This window comes from Pseudoalteromonas sp. SG44-1, assembly GCF_014164315.1.
In the GTDB taxonomy this organism is placed as follows: domain Bacteria; phylum Pseudomonadota; class Gammaproteobacteria; order Enterobacterales; family Alteromonadaceae; genus Pseudoalteromonas; species Pseudoalteromonas rhizosphaerae.
On the sequence record NZ_JACJEW010000021.1, the window covers coordinates 1 to 18,407 of the forward strand.

At 40.9% G+C, this 18,407-nt stretch carries 14 protein-coding genes; 5 read left to right on the top strand and 9 right to left on the bottom strand.

Annotation, left to right across the window (positions count from 1 at the left end):
* Positions 1 to 692 precede the first annotated feature (692 nt).
* Positions 693 to 1,550: a tetratricopeptide repeat protein gene (locus tag H5187_RS11305; protein ID WP_145241107.1), complete on the bottom strand. Its 858-nt coding sequence runs from the start codon at positions 1,548 to 1,550 to the stop codon at positions 693 to 695.
* Positions 1,551 to 1,650: 100 nt separating this feature from the next.
* On the opposite strand from H5187_RS11305, the gene H5187_RS11310 reads away from it, so the two are divergent.
* Positions 1,651 to 2,961, top strand: coding sequence for a M20 family metallopeptidase (locus H5187_RS11310; RefSeq protein ID WP_182797885.1), 1,311 nt, complete (start codon positions 1,651 to 1,653; stop codon positions 2,959 to 2,961).
* Between the two features lie 16 nt (positions 2,962 to 2,977).
* Here the strand turns inward: H5187_RS11310 and H5187_RS11315 are convergent, their stop codons facing one another.
* From H5187_RS11315 to pomA, 4 genes are all read right to left on the bottom strand, one after another.
* Positions 2,978 to 4,888 (bottom strand): DNA topoisomerase III, encoded by a 1,911-nt coding sequence (locus tag H5187_RS11315; protein WP_182761548.1) that lies wholly within the window; start codon positions 4,886 to 4,888, stop codon positions 2,978 to 2,980.
* A 72-nt stretch (positions 4,889 to 4,960) separates the two neighbouring features.
* Positions 4,961 to 5,443, bottom strand: coding sequence for a hypothetical protein (locus H5187_RS11320; RefSeq protein WP_149981193.1), 483 nt, complete (start codon positions 5,441 to 5,443; stop codon positions 4,961 to 4,963).
* Positions 5,444 to 5,590: 147 nt separating this feature from the next.
* A complete protein-coding gene (locus H5187_RS11325; protein ID WP_145241115.1) occupies positions 5,591 to 6,511 on the bottom strand; it encodes a flagellar motor protein MotB in 921 nt (306 codons plus the stop codon).
* 2 nt (positions 6,512 to 6,513) lie between these two features.
* A complete protein-coding gene (gene pomA, locus H5187_RS11330; RefSeq protein ID WP_145241117.1) occupies positions 6,514 to 7,281 on the bottom strand; it encodes a flagellar motor protein PomA in 768 nt (255 codons plus the stop codon).
* A gap of 301 nt (positions 7,282 to 7,582) precedes the next feature.
* On the opposite strand from pomA, the gene H5187_RS11335 reads away from it, so the two are divergent.
* The 4 genes from H5187_RS11335 to H5187_RS11350 all read left to right on the top strand — a co-directional run bounded on the left by H5187_RS11335 (position 7,583) and on the right by H5187_RS11350 (position 13,246).
* Positions 7,583 to 7,825, top strand: coding sequence for an exodeoxyribonuclease VII small subunit (locus H5187_RS11335; protein WP_145241119.1), 243 nt, complete (start codon positions 7,583 to 7,585; stop codon positions 7,823 to 7,825).
* A 3-nt stretch (positions 7,826 to 7,828) separates the two neighbouring features.
* The gene (ispA, locus tag H5187_RS11340) at positions 7,829 to 8,716 is read left to right on the top strand and encodes a (2E,6E)-farnesyl diphosphate synthase (protein ID WP_182718318.1); all 888 of its coding nucleotides are present in this window, start codon (positions 7,829 to 7,831) and stop codon (positions 8,714 to 8,716) included.
* A gap of 105 nt (positions 8,717 to 8,821) precedes the next feature.
* Entirely contained in the window at positions 8,822 to 10,687 is a 1,866-nt protein-coding gene (dxs, locus tag H5187_RS11345; RefSeq protein WP_145241123.1) for a 1-deoxy-D-xylulose-5-phosphate synthase, read from the top strand.
* Between the two features lie 396 nt (positions 10,688 to 11,083).
* Positions 11,084 to 13,246 (top strand): hypothetical protein, encoded by a 2,163-nt coding sequence (locus tag H5187_RS11350; RefSeq protein ID WP_179959160.1) that lies wholly within the window; start codon positions 11,084 to 11,086, stop codon positions 13,244 to 13,246.
* 124 nt (positions 13,247 to 13,370) lie between these two features.
* Here H5187_RS11350 and H5187_RS11355 read toward each other — a convergent pair whose 3' ends face one another.
* Genes H5187_RS11355 through nusB form a run of 4 tightly spaced genes read right to left on the bottom strand, consistent with a single transcriptional unit; the run spans position 13,371 to position 18,398 of the window.
* Positions 13,371 to 16,457, bottom strand: a complete 3,087-nt coding sequence (locus H5187_RS11355) for a ligand-binding sensor domain-containing diguanylate cyclase (RefSeq protein WP_149981195.1) — start codon at positions 16,455 to 16,457, stop codon at positions 13,371 to 13,373.
* A gap of 29 nt (positions 16,458 to 16,486) precedes the next feature.
* Positions 16,487 to 16,972, bottom strand: coding sequence for a phosphatidylglycerophosphatase A (locus H5187_RS11360; RefSeq protein WP_145241127.1), 486 nt, complete (start codon positions 16,970 to 16,972; stop codon positions 16,487 to 16,489).
* Complete coding sequence (gene thiL, locus H5187_RS11365) at positions 16,969 to 17,943, bottom strand: thiamine-phosphate kinase (protein WP_182739780.1); 975 nt, start codon at positions 17,941 to 17,943, stop codon at positions 16,969 to 16,971. The genes H5187_RS11360 and thiL overlap by 4 nt, the downstream gene beginning before the upstream one ends.
* 44 nt (positions 17,944 to 17,987) lie before the next feature.
* Positions 17,988 to 18,398 carry a transcription antitermination factor NusB gene (gene nusB, locus H5187_RS11370; RefSeq protein WP_145241131.1) on the bottom strand — a complete coding sequence of 137 codons (411 nt, stop codon included), beginning with the start codon at positions 18,396 to 18,398 and terminating at the stop codon, positions 17,988 to 17,990.
* Positions 18,399 to 18,407 lie beyond the last annotated feature (9 nt).

The following is an 18,407-nucleotide window of genomic DNA, read 5'->3' on the forward strand; positions in this document are numbered from 1 at the left end:
CCGCCAGCGTTCAATCTGAGCCATGATCAAACTCTTCAATTAAAAGTTTTTTGTCTTTCGACAGCTCAATGAATTCTGAATTTATTTAATATCTTTCGATATTGAATTGACTGTGCCGAAGCAACCTATAAATAAGTTACTTCTGTTGGTCACTCAGCTTCTCTTTCGAGAAATCACATTGAGACTCTAAATTTTTTGCCTTGCTTAGCGAACTAAGCTCGGCTGTTAGAACTCAATCTGTACGAGTGCCCACACAGATGATTGCTTTATATTGTTAAAGAACGTTGCGGTTAAAGTTAAACTTTATCTCGCTAGGGCTGCGCATACTACGCTTTCCTATTTTTTTGTCAACACTTAATTTTAAACTTTCTTAAAAATCTAAACTTAAGTTTTACTCGACTAACTGATTAACTCTTGCAGCTTAAGCGTTGCTGTCTGCCGTCTCAGTGGGGTCGCATTATAGGGCGCGGCGAATTTTACGCAAGCGTTTTTTAAAGAAAACTTGAAATAAAGTGCTGTTCGTTCAATTTACGCGCTAAACACGCTAAAACCCCTAGTCAACTGTACAAAATAACAACGACTTTTCCCTGAAAGGATCTTCAGTATTATCTATTATCGATATTTCGCAAGTTTTTGGCATAAAAAAAGCGCCATTAACTTCGGCGCTTTCCATAAAACAAAATAAAAAAGTGTTAATAGAGGATACTGTAAAGCTTTCTTCTATATTTAGCCGCTAAACTATCACCATCCGGTAAAGAGGCAATAATAGCTAAATAACTTACCTTGGCATCGGCAAAATTCAAATCTTTTTTCAACACTGTAAATAGTAACTCTAACGCTTGCTCTTTTTTGCCTGCTTGGTCGTATGCTGCACTTAGTTCAACTTTTAACTCAAGATCGTTAGGATACTTTTCAACTTTCGCTTGTAATGCTTTTAGCTCTGGCGATTCTTGTGCTTGAAGTGCTTGTGCGCACTTTGCTTGAATATTTGTAAAGTATGCATCTTGCTCATTTTCATTTACTGAAGCTAACAAAGCTTGCGCGTCATCCAGTTTATGAATTTGAATGCATATATCTGCCAATACTAATTTTATACGCGCATTTGTATTGTCTAATTCGTAAGCCTGCTTGGCAAAATTAAACGCTTGATTTAAATCCTGAGCGATCAGTGCTTGCTTGGCTTGTTCTAACAACATTTCATGAGGCTGCGGTAAATGTTTACTTAATGCTTCTCTGATTTGAGTCTCAGCTTGTGCACCGGCTAACACATCAACAGGTGCTGAGTCTTTTAATAGCACTAAGGTTGGTAATGTTTGTAGTCCAACTTGCTGTGCTAGTTGTGCTGCGAGTGCTTGCTCTAAATCACAATCTAATGTGGCAACTAATATATAGTCACCATAATCTTTGGCTATTGTCTGTAAAATAGCGGCTTGAGATTGACACTCTGGACTTTGTGCTGAAAAGAAACTTAACAGGACTAGTTTTTGTTGTGATGTTTCACCCAGCACTTGTTGAAGATTTTGCGGATTAACATTTACCATATTATTCATTGCTATTGATTGCCATATCAGACTATTTAGGGTTTTATATGGAGGCAAACATAATAATTACAAGCCCAGAATCACAAGCCATAAATCAAAAAGGTCTTTTATGAAATTTCATAGTCTATACGCTGCACTTATACTGCTTAGTCCATTAGCAAGCTCAACAACCTTGGAGCTGAAGTTAGATAAAACGATGCCTGCCATTGAAAAGTTTTACTTAGATTTACACCAGTCCCCAGAACTTTCATACCATGAGCAAGAAACGGGAGAAAAGCTTGCCACCAAATTACGTGCGCTTGGCTATGAGGTGACCGACAATGTGGGTGGCTTTGGTGTAGTAGGCTTATATAAAAATGGTGATGGCCCGACAATAATGATCCGTACTGATACAGACGGCTTACCAATCATAGAACAAACTGGTAAATCATATGCTTCAACAGTCACTGTTATGAATGATGAAGGAGCAAACGTTGGTGTGATGCACGGATGTGGTCATGATATTCATATGAGTTCATTTATTGGTACTGCGCAACAATTAATGCTACATAAAGATTCATGGCAAGGAACCTTAATGATGGTGGCACAACCTGCAGAAGAGGTGGGAGGCGGTGCAAAAGCGATGCTCAAAGAAGGTTTATTTAGTAAATATCCGACTCCTGATCACGTTATCGCTTTGCATGTTAGTGCGAGTGTTCCTGCAGGACAAGTCAGTATGAAAAATGAGTACACCATGGCCAGTGTGGATTCAGTAGATATTACGGTTAAAGGTAAAGGTGGTCATGGTGCTTACCCACATATGACTATTGACCCTGTTGTTATCGCATCACGGATCGTGTTGGCACTGCAAACAATTACCAGTCGCGAATTATCACCTCTTGAACCCTCAGTAATTACAGTGGGTTCAATTCACGGTGGAGCTAAACATAATGTAATTTCGAATGAAGTAAAGCTACAGCTGACACTTAGAAGTTATAATCCTAAAATTCGCGAGCAACAAATTGCAGCAATAAAACGTATAACTAAAGGCATTGCATTAAGTGCAGGATTGGATGAAAGCTTAATACCTGTGGTTTATGTACATGAAGATGAGTCAATCCCATCTACATATAACGACCCTGCACAAACTAATATTGTACGTAGTGCGATTAGCTCGGCGATTGGACAAAGTAATGTGCTTGAAACCGAAGCGGTTATGGCAGGGGAAGATTTTGGTTTATATGGCCGCACAGATAAAAACATCCCTATCACCTTATTTTGGTTAGGTGGTGTAGAGCAAGCTCAATATCAAGCGGCACAAACATCAGGGGCAACTTTACCTTCACTACATTCAAGTAAATTTGCACCTGACTATAAAGTTGCAATCCCCACAGGTATCACTGCAATGAGTAACGCTGCGGTGGCTTTGTTTAATCAATAATCTTAGCAATGGATGACTAAGTCGATTTTGTTTTTGGTTTAGTTTTTCTTGTAAAACGCCGCTTTTGCGGCGTTTTTGGTAATTGTGCAAATACGTTGCTATCACAATTTTTGGCAAGTTCCACAAAAGCCGCTAAATCCACTAATAAAGGATTTAAAAATTGTTGATAACTCATTTGTTGTTCTGCTATGTCGCCCAACGATGCTTCCCATTTTGCGGTTAGGTCTGGGCTGGCTAAACCATGCGGTAACGCACTGATCAATGCTTTACCTGTATCGGTTGCTAAAATGAGTTTACCTTGACGTCTTAAAAATTGTCTTCTAAATAATAACTCTAAAATACCCGCTCTGGTTGCTTCGGTTCCTAAGCCATCTGTTTCTTTGAGTATTTTTTTGATTTCTGGATCTTTAACGTACCGACTAATACCTGTCATTGCACTAAGCAGCGTTGCATCATTGAAATGAGCTGGCGGGCTGGTCATTTTATCAATTACTTCACCGCGTTCACACTGCAACTGTTGCCCTTTAATTAATGGCGGCAATATCTGCTCATCTTTTAATGCGGTTTTTCCCATTAACGCTTTAAAGCCTAAACTTACATCTTGTTTTGCGTTGGCTTTAAAAATACCACCATTAATTGTTATTTCAGCCTTTGTTTCATTATAAATGTAGTCTGGATAAAACTGGATCAGATAATGACGGCTAATAAGACCATACACTTTACCTTCTTCAACGCTCAAACTTGCTGACTTTTGCTGCTTAGCGGTAGGAATAATGGCATGATGCGCAGCTACCTTAGCGTCGTTAAAACACTTACTGCGTTTACTCACATCTGCGCCTTGGCAATGAGTGTCATTTTGCCCGCCATTGATGGCAATTGCCTTTATTATACTGGCTGCTTCTTGGTGATGATCTTTGGGCAAGTAACGATTGTCTGAACGTGGATAGGTAATTAGCTTGTGACGCTCATATAAATTTTGACAAATATCCAATACCTTTTGTGCAGGCATTGAAAAAGCTTTCGCAGCATCAATTTGTAACGCTGACAAATTATACGGCAAAGGTGCTTGTTGCTTTTTCTGCTTTTGTTCAAGCGCCGTAACTTCACCTGATTGATTAGAAATTCGCGACGCAACATTCTCAGCAAGGCCTCGATGGAGCACTCGCCCCTCTTCATCTTGATAAGGTTCACACGCTTTGCTTGGTTGCCACTTTGCTGTAAACGGCTCTTTATTTTCGGTACTTAAATGAGCTAATACTTCATAAAAAGGTTTTGGCACAAAATTAGCAATCTCGTTATCACGCTGGACAACCAATCCTAATATCGGTGTTTGTACACGCCCTACTGATAATACATTACCAAACCCTGCTTTTTGACCTGCAAGCGTATAGGCGCGCGTTAAATTCATACCAAACAGCCAATCAGCTCGCGAACGCGCCAAAGCAGATACACTAAGTGGAATAAATTCACGGTTAGAGCGAACGTTTTGCAGCGACTTTTTAACCGCGCTAACATTCAAATCACTGATCAATAAACGTTGAATTTGCTGTTTTTTGGCTTGGCTAAGTTTAACTTGCTCAATCACCTCATCAACAAGTAATTGCCCTTCTCGGTCTGGATCACCAGCATGAACAAGTTGATCAGCTTGTTTGATTAACTTTTTAAGTACCGTAAGTTGCTTACGAGTTTTAGATTTTGCTTTTAACTGCCATTGCTGTGGGATAATCGGTAAGTCATCAAAGCGCCATTTTTTATATTGCTCATTATAATCATCAGGCTCTGCCTGCTCGAGCAAGTGACCTATACACCAAGAAACACAATCGCCATTAGCCACTTCAATATAGCCATCATGTTTTTTATGAGGCTTTGGTAGCGCATCAGCAATGGCACGACCTAAAGATGGCTTCTCGGCTATATAAAGTTTCATAGGGCACTATCAACAACTGGTTATTTACACAGTAGTTTAGCACACGTAATTTAATCTACAAATAGTTAATGATTAGCTCTTTAAACTGCGATTTTTTCGCATAAATAAATACAACAGAGGAAGGTAGCACACAACGACAGTGCCAATATTGATTAAAGGTAATAACGTTTTATATAGCATAGTGCTATACGATAAATCCCAAAGGTGGCGATCCACTAATCTAAATAATTGTAAGATAGGCGCACTAATTACAACCAACTGACCGATCACACTTTGCCAAAGATACACTTTATCTTTAATAGCCCAGTAAGCAATCAAAGCCATCCAAGCAATATCATTAAAAGCCCAAACTACATAACGCCAAATATAAGGGTCATCTAACTCTCTAAGGCTTGAATAAATCACAGCGCCATACAAGAAGAAAACAGCTGTAATCAAGACAAAGCGTAATGCCAACCAATCCTTACGTATGTAAAATACAAAAATAGCTGGGAGTAAAAATAACACCCAGCTATATTCAAGTATAAAAATTAAATTGTTCACCCAATTAGGCATTGACGTTACTTAACATTCTTCTCTTCATCATCGCCACCAGAACCATTGCCCGGCATATAGCTATATTTATCAACGTTTTTCATCAGACACTCCGTTACACTTGTTAAAAAACTACTTTAAGCTAAATTAGGTACTTTGCCAAGCATCTTAACGAACATCTATCGGATCTGATTCCTTAGCCTTGCCTTGCATTATTGAAATTTCCACGCGGCGATTACGTCGTCTATCCGCATCAGAATCATTTGGAACAAGTGGTCGAGTTTCGGCATGACCGACAACAACCATTCTGGTTTTATCAAAGCCTTGCGCTTTTTGCATTTCAGTTGCAACCGCAACTGCACGCTTCGATGATAAGTCCCAGTTATTGGTATACAGCTCATTCGAAACTTGAAAATCATCAGTATGACCAGACACCGTAATTTCACCTGGCACATCTTTTAGTAACGCAGCTATATCACGAATGATTGGTTTAAACTTAGGTTGTAAAAATGCACTCCCAGATGGAAATGAACCATTTTCACGAATACGAATAATAATTTGCTGACCTAATGATTCCAACTCAACAGCACCATCCATGATTTGTTGTTCCAATTGCTGGGCTATCTTTTTAACTAACTCATTAACCTGCTCTTGATCAGCTGCAGAAATAGATTGTTCTGATGCTTGTTGTTGCGCTGTACTTTGTGACTCACCGCCACGCTTATTACCGCGTTGCTCTTGACGACCGCCAGCTGAGCTTTCATCACCAGCCTGAAACTCAAGCATTTGCTGGGTCATTTCGACAGTTTGCTGTTGAATGGTTTCGATTGGAGTAGGTTCAGGTTTACCTGGGGTGAACTCCATCGCGATAACGGATGTTCCTTTGGGAATATCTTTTACTTCTATTTTATTTTGTACACCAAAGGCAAACTTCATTGAGCCTGCGATTTGTTTAAATTTAAGTACATCCATTTCTGAAAACGCGAGTAAAAGTACAAAGAAGCACATCAATAGTGACATCAAATCCGCGAAGGTACCCATCCATGCTGGTAACCCGGGTGGTGGACACTTGCACTCTTGATCTGACATGCTTACTCCTCAGTATCCACTTTTCGTTTTGATTCAGCGAGGTAGTTTTTCAAAATACCTTCGATGACTTTTGGATTTTGGCCATCTTGTATACCTAATACCGCATCTAAAATTAGCCGCTGATTCATTGCTTCTTCGTCTTTACGCAATTCCAATTTTACTTGGATAGGAATTGCCACCACGTTTGCTAAAAACGCACCATATAATGTTGTTAAAAGCGCTACCGCCATCGCAGGACCAATCGCTTTAGGGTCATCCATATTCGACAACATCGCAACTAGACCAATCAAAGTACCTATCATACCCATCGCAGGCGCAATATCGGCAAGCGCTTTAAACAAACCGGCCCCCGATTCATGACGAGTAGAAGTAAGAGAAATATCTTTTTGCAAGGTGGCACGAACAACATCAGCGTCATGACCGTCAACAAGCATATCAACCCCTTTACGCATAAACGCATTGGGTATTTCTGCTTCCTCAAGTGCTAAAAATCCGCCTTTACGGGCCGAGTCTGCAAGTTCAACTGCTTTTTCGATAAGCTCTTCAGGTGACTCTATTTTGAACATGAAGGCTTTAGCCGCGACTTTACCGATACCGAGGAATTGACTCATCGTATAGTTTGATAACACTATAAAAATCGAACCACCGAAAACAATAACCACCGATGGCGTGTTATAAAACATAGCCACTTCGCCGCCACTACTTAGTACCATTGACATAGCAATAAGACCAATAGCTCCGAGAATACCTATAATGGTTGCTAAATCCACTTACCCCTCCAGAGGAATCGATGCTTTGTTGCTACCAGCAACAAATTTTTATTATTAACAGCTTATCGGCAATCTATTGAATTACTTAAACCATTTAATGAAAAAAATGAAATGAAAGTTTTCAACCCTGTTTAGCATTTTAAGCTACCATTGATAACCTGCAAGGCTTAAGTAAAGGTATAAATAATTAAAAGTGGCAAGAAAACAATTAATTATTCAAAAAAAATGCATCACCCTTTGACCTAGTTTAGCATTCCCCCTAAAATTGGCCTCACATTTCTATCATCTAAGTTAAATCAGTATGGCGACGAAAAAACCAGAGAACCTAAGCTTCGAGCAAGCGCTTGATGAATTATCCTTAATCGTCACAGAAATGGAGCAAGGAGAGCTTTCCCTTGAGCAATCATTAAAACAGTTTGAACGCGGTATTGCTTTAGCCGGCGCATCTTCAAGTAAGTTACAACAAGCTGAACAAAAAGTAGCTATTTTAATGGGTAGTGATAGTCAGTCACCACTTACTAACTTTGATAATGATTTGGAATAACGGGTGTTAATAACAGAGCAAATAAAATGTGCTCAACAAGATGTTGAAGCCACTCTCAATCGGTATTTTGAGCAACCGCTCGATACCGAGCACAGCATCAAACAAGCCACCCACTACAGCGTTTTAAATGGCGGTAAACGATTACGACCATTTTTAGTGTATGCCACGGGAAAAATGCTTGGCGCAAATAAACAAGATTTAGACGTGTTGGCTGCTGCTATTGAATGTATTCATAGTTATTCGTTAGTTCATGATGATTTACCCGCGATGGATGACGACGACCTGCGACGTGGTAGACCGACTTGCCATATTGTCTATGGCGAAGCTCATGCTATTTTAGCCGGTGATGCGCTGCAAACATTAGCGTTTGATTTAATTGCTAACCATTCATTTAACGTTCCTGCACAGCAACAGTTAAAAATGATTGCAGCACTTGCCAAAGCATCGGGTATTGAAGGTATGGTCGGTGGTCAAGCACTGGATATTGCAGCGACTGACAAATTAGTCAATTTAGCTGAGCTCGAACGTATCCATAAATTAAAAACAGGTGCTTTGTTAAATTGTGCAATTACTTTAGGTGCATTATGCGCAGCTGATACAAATCAACAAACATTATTACAATTAAAACAGTTTGGTGATGCAATTGGGCTGGCTTTTCAGGTGCAAGACGATATTCTTGATATCGAAGGTGATACCCAAGTCTTAGGTAAACCACAAGGCTCCGATGTTGCAGCAAATAAAGCGACCTACCCTGCTCTACTTGGGCTTACAGGTGCAAAACAAAAAGCACAATCATTACTAAAATGCGCACTCGATGCGTTAGCAGCAATAGATGCTGACACTTCTGAGCTAGAAAACTTGGCAAAATATATTGTTGAACGCGATTATTAATTCTAGGCTCTAGCTTGAGCAAGTAATGATGTACAAAATAACTAAAGAATCAGAGTAATATTACGCTATAATGACCTCTGGTTAGCGAAGGATGTATTAAAAATCATGACACTTGATAGTAGCAAGTATCCATTATTAGGTTTGGTTGACGAACCAGCCCAGTTGCGTGATTTAGCGCAAGACAAATTACCTGCTTTTAGTAATGAGTTACGTGATTACTTACTAAACTCAGTCTCGCAAAGTAGTGGTCACTTAGCATCAGGTTTAGGCACAGTTGAGCTTACTGTAGCGCTTCATTATGTATATAACACCCCTGAAGATCGCTTAGTATGGGATGTAGGCCATCAAGCATACCCACATAAAATTCTCACAGGGCGCCGTGATCAAATGCACACGATCCGCCAAAAAGACGGTTTACATCCGTTTCCATTTCGTGAAGAAAGCCACTACGACACTTTTAGTGTTGGCCATTCAAGCACCTCGATTTCTGCTGCTTTAGGCATGTCAATTGCGGCGCAAAAAGAAGGCAAAGGACGAAAAACAGTAGCGGTTATTGGTGATGGTGCGATTACCGCGGGCATGGCGTTTGAAGCAATGAATCACTTAGGTGATGTTAAATCTGACATGCTGATCATATTAAACGATAACGAAATGTCGATTTCTGAAAATGTCGGTGCACTAACTAATCATTTCGCTCGTATCTTATCAGGCAGTTTTTACACTAACATTCGTGAAGGTAGTAAAAAGCTGCTATCTGGCGTGCCACCAGTAAAAGAATTAGCCAGCCGCATGGAAGAGCACTTAAAAGGCATGGTTATCCCAGGCACCTTTTTTGAAGAGTTAGGCTTAAATTACATTGGCCCAATTGATGGTCATGATGTAAACATGTTGGTTGATACACTGCGCAATATGCGTAACCTAAAAGGGCCGCAGTTACTGCATATCAAAACCCAGAAAGGTAAAGGCTATAAACCAGCAGAAGCAGATCCAATAGGCTATCACGGCGTACCTAAGTTCGACCCTGCGATTTCCAGCCTACCAAAATCAAAACCAGGCGCTGCGACTTTTTCTAAAGTATTTGGCGATTGGTTGTGTGACATGGCAAGTCAAGATGAAAAGCTTATGGCAATCACCCCGGCTATGCGTGAAGGCTCAGGCATGGTGCGTTTTTCAAAAGAATACCCTGAGCAATATTTTGATGTTGCCATTGCCGAGCAACACGCGGTTACTTTAGCCGCAGGTTTTGCCTGCGAAGGCTTAAAACCAGTTGTCGCTATTTATTCAAGCTTTTTACAACGTGCCTACGATCAGCTTATTCACGATGTTGCTCTGCAAAACTTACCCGTGTTATTTGCAATTGACCGTGCTGGTATTGTTGGTGCTGATGGCGAAACTCATCAAGGCGCATACGATTTAAGCTTTATCCGTTGTATCCCCAATATGATTATCATGGCACCGAGTGATACTAATGAATGTCGTCAAATGCTGTACACTGGTTATCGTTGTAACAGCCCTGTTGCAGTTCGTTATCCTCGTGGTAGTGCTGGCACAACTGAAATCTGCGAGCAAATGACTGAGCTTGAAATTGGTAAAGGTCGTGTGATTAAACAAGGCGCTAAAATCGCAGTTTTATCCTTTGGTACTTTACTTGAAAACGCTCAACTGGCAGTCAATGAATTAAATGCTAGCCTCGTTGATATGCGTTTTGTTAAACCTCTTGATAGCGCACTAATCGACACTTTATTAGCCGATCATGACGTCATTGTAACCCTTGAAGATAACGCGATTGTTGGTGGTGCAGGCTCTGCTGTTAATGAATATTTAGCAGCTATAAAAGCAACAGTAAGCATCCTTAATTTAGGTATTCCTGATGAGTTCATCAAGCATGGCACGCAAGAACAAATGCATGATGAAATGGGCTTAGGCTCACAAGGTATACTCGATAGCATAAAAAACTTTATTACTAAGTAACCAAAGTTTAAGTTAATAAAATAACAAAGGAGCGTAGGCTCCTTTGTTATTTATTTTCAAACATTTAAAAAAATCTCACTTTTTTTCAACTTTCTTGCATCCAATTATTTCCCTGCCACGTTTATTCACTGAGGTTAGCTCGTGAGCAAAGTGTTCACGCTTTTATATAATACCAATCGACTTAAATATTTAGCCTTTCTAGCGTGCTAAATAAAGCGCTAACGGCGTTATGAATTTTTCATGTAGAACAACTACATATAAAAATTTATGCCTTGTTATCACTCTATTTATCCGTCGCTATAAATGACTAACAACTTAACACGATTGGTATAAGCTGTTTTAAGCCAAGCTCTTTGTATGTTCACATTTGATGGAATATTTAAGAAGGTACAAGTTATGAAAACGTTAAAATCAGGCGAAAGCACCAAATCTATTCACGCACAATTAATGACCAGTAAACTTTGTTTGTCTGCGCTTACTCTAGCAATTTTGATTGGCTTAACCGGCTGTAGTGGCGATGATGGAAAAGATGGCGCTGTAGGCCCGCAAGGTGAAATGGGCATGGACGGCGTCGATGGTAGTAATGGCGCTGATGGGACAAATGGTAGCGATGGCACGAATGGATCAGATGGTACTCCAGGATTTGCAGCAGCAACTTTTATTTTGGCTAATAATGGTGCTGATAATGCAGGCACCGTTGATTTGATTAATCAAAATGCTGCAAAGTTAAAAACATTTAATAGTGGTGCAAATGAAGGTGTTGCATTTGATAGCTTAGGTAATTTAATTCAAGCCAGCGATTCTGGTAATGGCGCTCTTAGCACCGTTTGCCAAGTATTAAGCCGTGCCGATGGGGGTATGTTTGACAGTAATCGTGATCGTACCATTACCGGCAGCAACACTACGTTAGTCAATCCCAAAGGTATTCATATATCAAATAAGCGCGGACTCATTTTTGCCGCTGACTTTAATGCCATGCAGATCACTGTCTTTGGTGCTACCGCCGCAGGAAATGCAGCGCCTTTAGCTAGTACAGTTACAGACGCAAAACCGTGGGATGTAACATACGATGATATAAACGATCGCTTATATGTGGCACTCACTAATGGTGATGTTGCAGTATACGATAATTATGTAGATGGTGGCTTTACCGCTATGGCAACTCGTACAATCACACCCAGTGATGCAAGCGGTAACAAAGTTTCCGTTAATATTCATGGTATCGTTTATGATGCTGATACAAATAAATTAGTACTTTCTGACGTCGGCAGTGCCAGTGATGCAACCGACGGCGCATTATTTGTGATCAACAACGCATCCCTTGCTACTGGCAATACCACGGTTGCTCGCAGTATCGCTGGCCCTGCTACTATGCTTGGTAACCCTGTGGATATCAGCCTGACTGGTAGCGACTTACGCGTTGCAGAAAAATCTAATGATGCAATTCTGGTATTTAGCAATATCTTTAATGGCGTCAGTGGTGACATTAGTCCAGATAGCGTCACCGCAACGATTAAGCCAGAGTCAATAACCGCAACAGTGATGCATAATGATATGCCTGATGTATCTGACAGTTATATGACTAATATGCCATTGATGGGTATTGCTGTAAGTAGTAATCCAAGCGCGGCAGGCCCTACAACAGGACAAATTTCACGTCTAAATGCACAGTTAACAAGTGAAATTGGCAGTTATAATGCAAGTCAAACAATCGAAAGTGTTGCCTTTGATAAAGCCGGTAACAGCTATGCGAGCTTTGATAACAGCACAACCTCTGTAGGTGGAATTGTTATTTCCAATAAAGTCGCGATGCACCGTGATGGCGAGGTATTTACACTAAGCCAAGATTCTATCATCAGCGGCAGTAATACCGGCCTAATCTCGCCAAAAGGTATTGATGTAGCATCAGACAGTGGGATGATTTTTGTCGCTGAAAACAATGCCACAACACCGGGAATATTAATATTCTCAACATGTACTACGGGTGATGTAACGCCCCTTTTGACGCTCACAGCAAGCGGTGGTGCACGTCCATGGGATGTTGACTATGATGTCACTACTGATAGAGCATTTGTGGCATTAACCAATGGGACTATTGCTGTTTTTGATGAAGTTAAAAGCAAGCTAATGGCGGGTATGAGCACTGTAACCGGGGAAGATCGCTTAATTACACCCGCAACAGCAGGAGTCGCATTCCCAGCCCCTACCAATATACATGGCATTGATTACGATCCACTAAGTGACTCATTAATTGTCTCAGATGTAGGCAGTGCCGCTGACGCCACTGATGGTAAATTATTTGTATTAAATAATGCAGGAACCGGATCAGGTTTGAACAATGTCAGTGTCAATATCGCCGGACCTGCAACCATGCTCGGTAATCCTGTCGATATTATGTTTACCGGCAATCATTTATACGTAGCCGAAAAATCAAATGGCTTAGTCATGCGGTTTGATAATATTCTCAATAGCCCCAGCGGTGATATTGCAGCCAGCGTAAGCTACTCATTCACAGCTCCTGAGTCTGTTGCTATTTTACCAAGCTGGCTAAATCGCTAACCATCAAGGACAGTTAAATTAACTGCCTTTAGTTGGCCTCCCAATGCCTTAACTTTTCGAGTTAAGGCATTTCTTATCTTTAACTAACAGCAGTCTTAGAATAAGCAAACGCATAATTAGCCAATTAGCGCATCCACACTTTGATATCTGCTAAACCATTAGCTTGTAATACACTCAGTTGTTGCTCAACATTGTTGGTTTGCTCAAACTCAAAGGCATCTAATTGTTCATCAAAGGTGATGTTTGCAACACCATCGCCACCGCGCTTTTTAACTTGATGTAGCGCGATATCCGCTAAGTTGACAGAGGTTTCCCAACCAATAACCTGACCACCTAATAATGGTAATGGGTAAAATGAAAAGCCAATCGATGCGGTCAAGTTTATACTGTCACCACTGGGCAACTTAAATGTGTGATCAGCGATTACTTTACATAGCTGCGCAACATAACTATCGATTGCAGTGCGTTTAAAGTCACGTAGCAGTAACAAGAATTCATCACCACTCCAACGGGCAACATAATCAGATCCTTGGGTACGAGAGTTAAGCAATGCAGCCATTTGCTGCAAACAACTATCACCACCAATCGGTCCATAAGCGTCATTAATGCGGCTAAAATTATCAAAATTAATGATTAGCAACACCAAGGATTTTCCCTGCGCTTGTAATGATTGTGAGTTACGCTGAAAGTGCTCTATATCTTTTGGTAGTTGATCAAATAAGAAGCGACGACTTCTCAGCCCAGTAAGCTCATCTGAGTGACTCATAAGCTTTAGCTGTGAGTTAACTTGATTTAGCTTATCATTAGCTTGTCGCAGCTCCCCGGTGCGCTCCGTGATCAGACTTTCAAGCGCGGTTTGCTTACGGCGCTCTTGCTTTCTAAATACCCAAAACACTAAATAAAATAATAAAATAAAACTACCAGTGATCAACAACCGAAAATAAATTGTTTCATCAAACCGTCTTGGTACCACAAATGAATATTCCGTACGTTGCGCCTTCTGCCAGCCTTCACCTTGTCGTTTAGCCTCAAGTTGAAACAAAAATGCACCAGGCGGTAAATTGGTATAAATAGCTTCACGACGGGTATTAGCATAACGCCAATCGCTGTCTAAACCAGTTAAACGATAGCGAAACTCAATACTGGTCGGTGCATAATAGTCTATCGCTGTATATTTAAGGGTGATATCACGTTCATCGATTTCTAATTCAGGATTACGCCCTAATGCAGCTGTTGCAAGTTTACGTATCCCAGTATTTAAACTCTCAACCTTTGGCTGTAATGGTTTAACGCCAAACAGCTCAATATCCTTAGGGATCTCCACGACCCCCTGTAGGCTCGGATACCACATTGAATTACCTAACTCCGCCACAGCGTCATGGCCAAGGCCGGTACAACACTGGCTGGCCTTACCGTCAAGTTGACGATCGTATGACGAAATAACCTGCTCTACTTTTAAGCTTTCAATATCGGTACTAAACTGTTCAACCGGCATTCGGTAGACACCTTTCATGGTACTAACCCATATGCGCTTGAGCTTTTCATCATAACGTAAACTAAAAATAGAACCGTAAGGTAAGCCATTGGTAGCATCTAACTGACGCCAATGCCCTTGTGTGCTTCGATAAAATAAACCATCATTTAATGAGCCGATTAATATACCAACTCCATCAATGTTTAAGATGCTTGTAACATAAGCACCTTCAAGACTCGTTTGATCGCCAATTTTTTCAATACCACGATCGGTAAAGTAGTAAGCGCCTTTGCTAGTGCCAATTAAACCAAAATTAGCTTCATCAACGACATAAGTAATAAACTTACTGCCTAAAAATGCGTTATAAGCAAATGGGGTTAAACCACCGTAACTAAGCCGATACATACCCCGGCCAGTACCAAGCCAAAAGCCTCCTTTGCTGGAGCGACTAATCGCAAACACCGGGTTATCTTTTAAAGCGCGTCCAGGGACAGTGAACAAGGTGTTGTTTTCATAAATATACACACCACGTCCAGTGGCGATATATAAACGTGAGCCATCAAACTGTAAATCATGCACGGCTGCACGTCCGTATTGATTACTTGGGATTTGATTGATAAAGTTTTTATCTAAATCAAAGTAGCCTACACCACTGCGGTTAGCGACCCACAATCTCCCATCGGGCGCTTGGCTAATGGCCATAACCGCTTCGGTCATTTGTGATATAGCTGAGTGACGTTCTATTCGGCCTTCGTGCGCAAGCCATAATCCTTCACTAAAACTCGCAAGCCAAATATTATTATCATTATCGCGATATAAATCAGCAAACCAAATACTTTGGTCAAGTTGGCTCGGTTCAACCCATTGCCAATCGCCGGAGTTGTCTCGAAACAGTAAGCGCCCATAGGTCGAAATCCACAGTGCTCCATTTGAGTCACTCATAAATTTATAAACCGCTGAGTTATTCGCATTGGGCAGTGGAAAGGGCCTTAACTCGTCATCTAAATCTAAAAAGTAAGCACCGAGCTCTGACGCTAAATATAAGTTGCCTTCCAGCCATGCTAAATCGTGAATAATCGTTTGTGCTAAACGCTCAGGTATAGATACCTTAGCAGTTAGTTCTAAGCGTAATTTTGCAAAATCAGAGGAGGAATTAGTTAACCGTAGCAAGTATCGTTCATTCACCAGCCAGATCCCTTCTGGCGATAATGCCAGCTGACTGACAGTACCAACAATCTGCTTTACTGAACTGGCACTCATCACAGGGACTAGTAAGTCATGCACTGCGCTGACATTGATCTGATTGCGAGATACAAAGTACAGGCCATTCGCTGCTATCCAAATACTGCCTTTCGCATCTTCGATAACATCGCGTACAGGGCCTTTTACACTAAACTCTTGCGCTGCCATAGTGGTGGGATCGATGACCACAATACCATCTTTAGTACCAATCCATAAATAGCCTTCGCTATCGACTAGTAATTTATTAATGCCGTTACTGGGTAAGAAATTACTATTTAAGGTGTTGTAATTAGTGAATGTATTGCCATCAAAGCGACTGAGGCCAAACTGAGTTCCCAGCCACATATAGCCTTGCTTATCTTGCACGACACTTTTAAGTGACTGCGATGGTAAGCCATTTTGCATATTCCATTGTTTTACAACATAGTCGGTAATTGACGCCTTACTTGGCATACTGCAGAACAGCACAATAATAACCAATAAAAATCGCATCATAACGTCAATACCTCGTTGCAAAACTAAGGTTAAAAGGGCAAATAACCCATTTTAAACAATGCCTGAACACAAATTAAAGAAAATATACCAGCTAAAACATCATCCGCCATAATACCTACACCACCATGAACCCGCTTATCAAGAAAGCGAATAGGACCTGGTTTAGCGATATCAAAAAAACGAAATAACAAAAAACCCACTAACAAAGACTGCCAACTTAATGCAGCTCCGATCATGGTAATGTAAAATCCGGCAACTTCATCCCATACAATCGCGGGATGATCATGTACTCCCAGATCATCAGCGGTTTTGCCACATGCCCATATACCAAAAATACTAATAACTACCGCAAATACAATTTGTAACCACAGCGGGAAATACATAGTAGTAAAAATAAACGGTAGCGCAGCAAAGGTACCAAACGTACCCGGCGCTTTAGGCGCTAACCCTAAACCAAAGCCCAAACCAAAAAATTGATGAGGGCGCTTTAAATTAAATAATGCAGGTTTATTCAAACCGACTCCTTGGTGAAGTGTTCAAAACCAGCATCATCATATGCTAATTTTTCGCCATCGAGCATCAGCTCAACCTCGCCTTCACCACTTTTTATTTGTCCAATGCAGGCTGCATCTACACCATACTGGCGCAATTTCATTTCCAGCATACTTTTATTGCTATCAGGTACCGTAAATAACAACTCATAGTCATCGCCATAATTGAGGATAAACGGCAGTTGTTGATCTCGTTCTAAAGTAGCACGCAATGCATCCGAGGTTGGTATTTTATTCACATCAATACAAGCGCTAACTTGCGACAGAGCTAAAATATGCCCAAGATCTGCCAATAGACCATCTGAGATATCAATCGCTGATGATGCTAAACCGCGTAATACTTGCCCCGCAGCAACACGCGGAGTTGGGTAATCAAATCGTTGATTAACGTACCTTAAGTGCTCTGGAGCAATCTTAATCTCTTGCTTACGAGCTTCAATCGCAAGCCCGGCATCACCTAGCGGCCCTGTAACATAAACCCAGTCACCTACTTTAGCACCGCTTCGGCGCAGTGCTTTACCTGCAGGCACTGTACCTTTAGCACAAATAGTAATTGTTAACGGCCCTTGCGTGGTATCGCCACCAATGATTTGCACATTAAAATACTCTGCGATTTCATGCATGCCTTCGGTGAATTCTTCCAGCCACTCAACATCAATATTTGGCAACGTTAAAGCAACCGAAACCCACGTAGGCTCAGCCCCCATAGCAGCTAAATCACTTAAGTTTACGGCAAGAGCACGATGGCCTAATGCACGCGGATCGATGTCATCAAAAAAGTGTACGCCTGCTACCAGTGTATCGGTGGTAATCGCTAACTGACAATTTTCAGGAACAGTAACCAATGCACAATCGTCACCAATCCCTAAATTAACATCGCGACGAATTATGCCACGACCTTTAAAGTAGCGATTTATTAATTCAAATTCCTTCATACACAAAAAAGCCGGCCTATGCCGGCTCTCCTTTTACGGTCGCATTACTTACGTAAATGCTTTACCGCTTTATCAAGTACACCATTAACAAATTTATGGCTGTCTTCAGCGCCAAATATCTTAGCAAGCTCAATACCTTCGTTGATAGCAACTTTATAAGGTACATCTTCACGGAATTTCAGCTCATAGCTGCTTAAACGTAAAATAGCGCGTTCAACTTGGTCTAACTCGTTAAATGGACGAGTTAAATGTGGCGATACTGCTTCGTCTAGTTGCTTATGATTTATAGCAACACCACGCGAAAGATCTTTAAAGTATTCAACATCAATTTTAGTCACATCGTTTTCGATCAACATTTGTTGTTCGATATCGGCAATGGCATTGCCACTTAATTGCCAAGAATAAACGGCTTGAAGTGCTAAGATACGTGCTTTACGTCTTGCTGCTGGTTTCACAAAAATTCC

Excerpts from the sequence above, each read along its gene's own strand:
- H5187_RS11305 (WP_145241107.1), bottom strand. The coding sequence starts at position 1,550 with ATGAATAATATGGTAAATGTTAATCCGCAAAATCTTCAACAAGTGCTG.
- H5187_RS11310 (WP_182797885.1), top strand. The coding sequence starts at position 1,651 with ATGAAATTTCATAGTCTATACGCTGCACTTATACTGCTTAGTCCATTA.
- H5187_RS11315 (WP_182761548.1), bottom strand. The coding sequence starts at position 4,888 with ATGAAACTTTATATAGCCGAGAAGCCATCTTTAGGTCGTGCCATTGCT.
- H5187_RS11320 (WP_149981193.1), bottom strand. The coding sequence starts at position 5,443 with ATGCCTAATTGGGTGAACAATTTAATTTTTATACTTGAATATAGCTGG.
- H5187_RS11325 (WP_145241115.1), bottom strand. The coding sequence starts at position 6,511 with ATGTCAGATCAAGAGTGCAAGTGTCCACCACCCGGGTTACCAGCATGG.
- H5187_RS11335 (WP_145241119.1), top strand. The coding sequence starts at position 7,583 with ATGGCGACGAAAAAACCAGAGAACCTAAGCTTCGAGCAAGCGCTTGAT.
- dxs (WP_145241123.1), top strand. The coding sequence starts at position 8,822 with ATGACACTTGATAGTAGCAAGTATCCATTATTAGGTTTGGTTGACGAA.
- H5187_RS11350 (WP_179959160.1), top strand. The coding sequence starts at position 11,084 with ATGAAAACGTTAAAATCAGGCGAAAGCACCAAATCTATTCACGCACAA.
- H5187_RS11355 (WP_149981195.1), bottom strand. The coding sequence starts at position 16,457 with ATGATGCGATTTTTATTGGTTATTATTGTGCTGTTCTGCAGTATGCCA.
- thiL (WP_182739780.1), bottom strand. The coding sequence starts at position 17,943 with ATGAAGGAATTTGAATTAATAAATCGCTACTTTAAAGGTCGTGGCATA.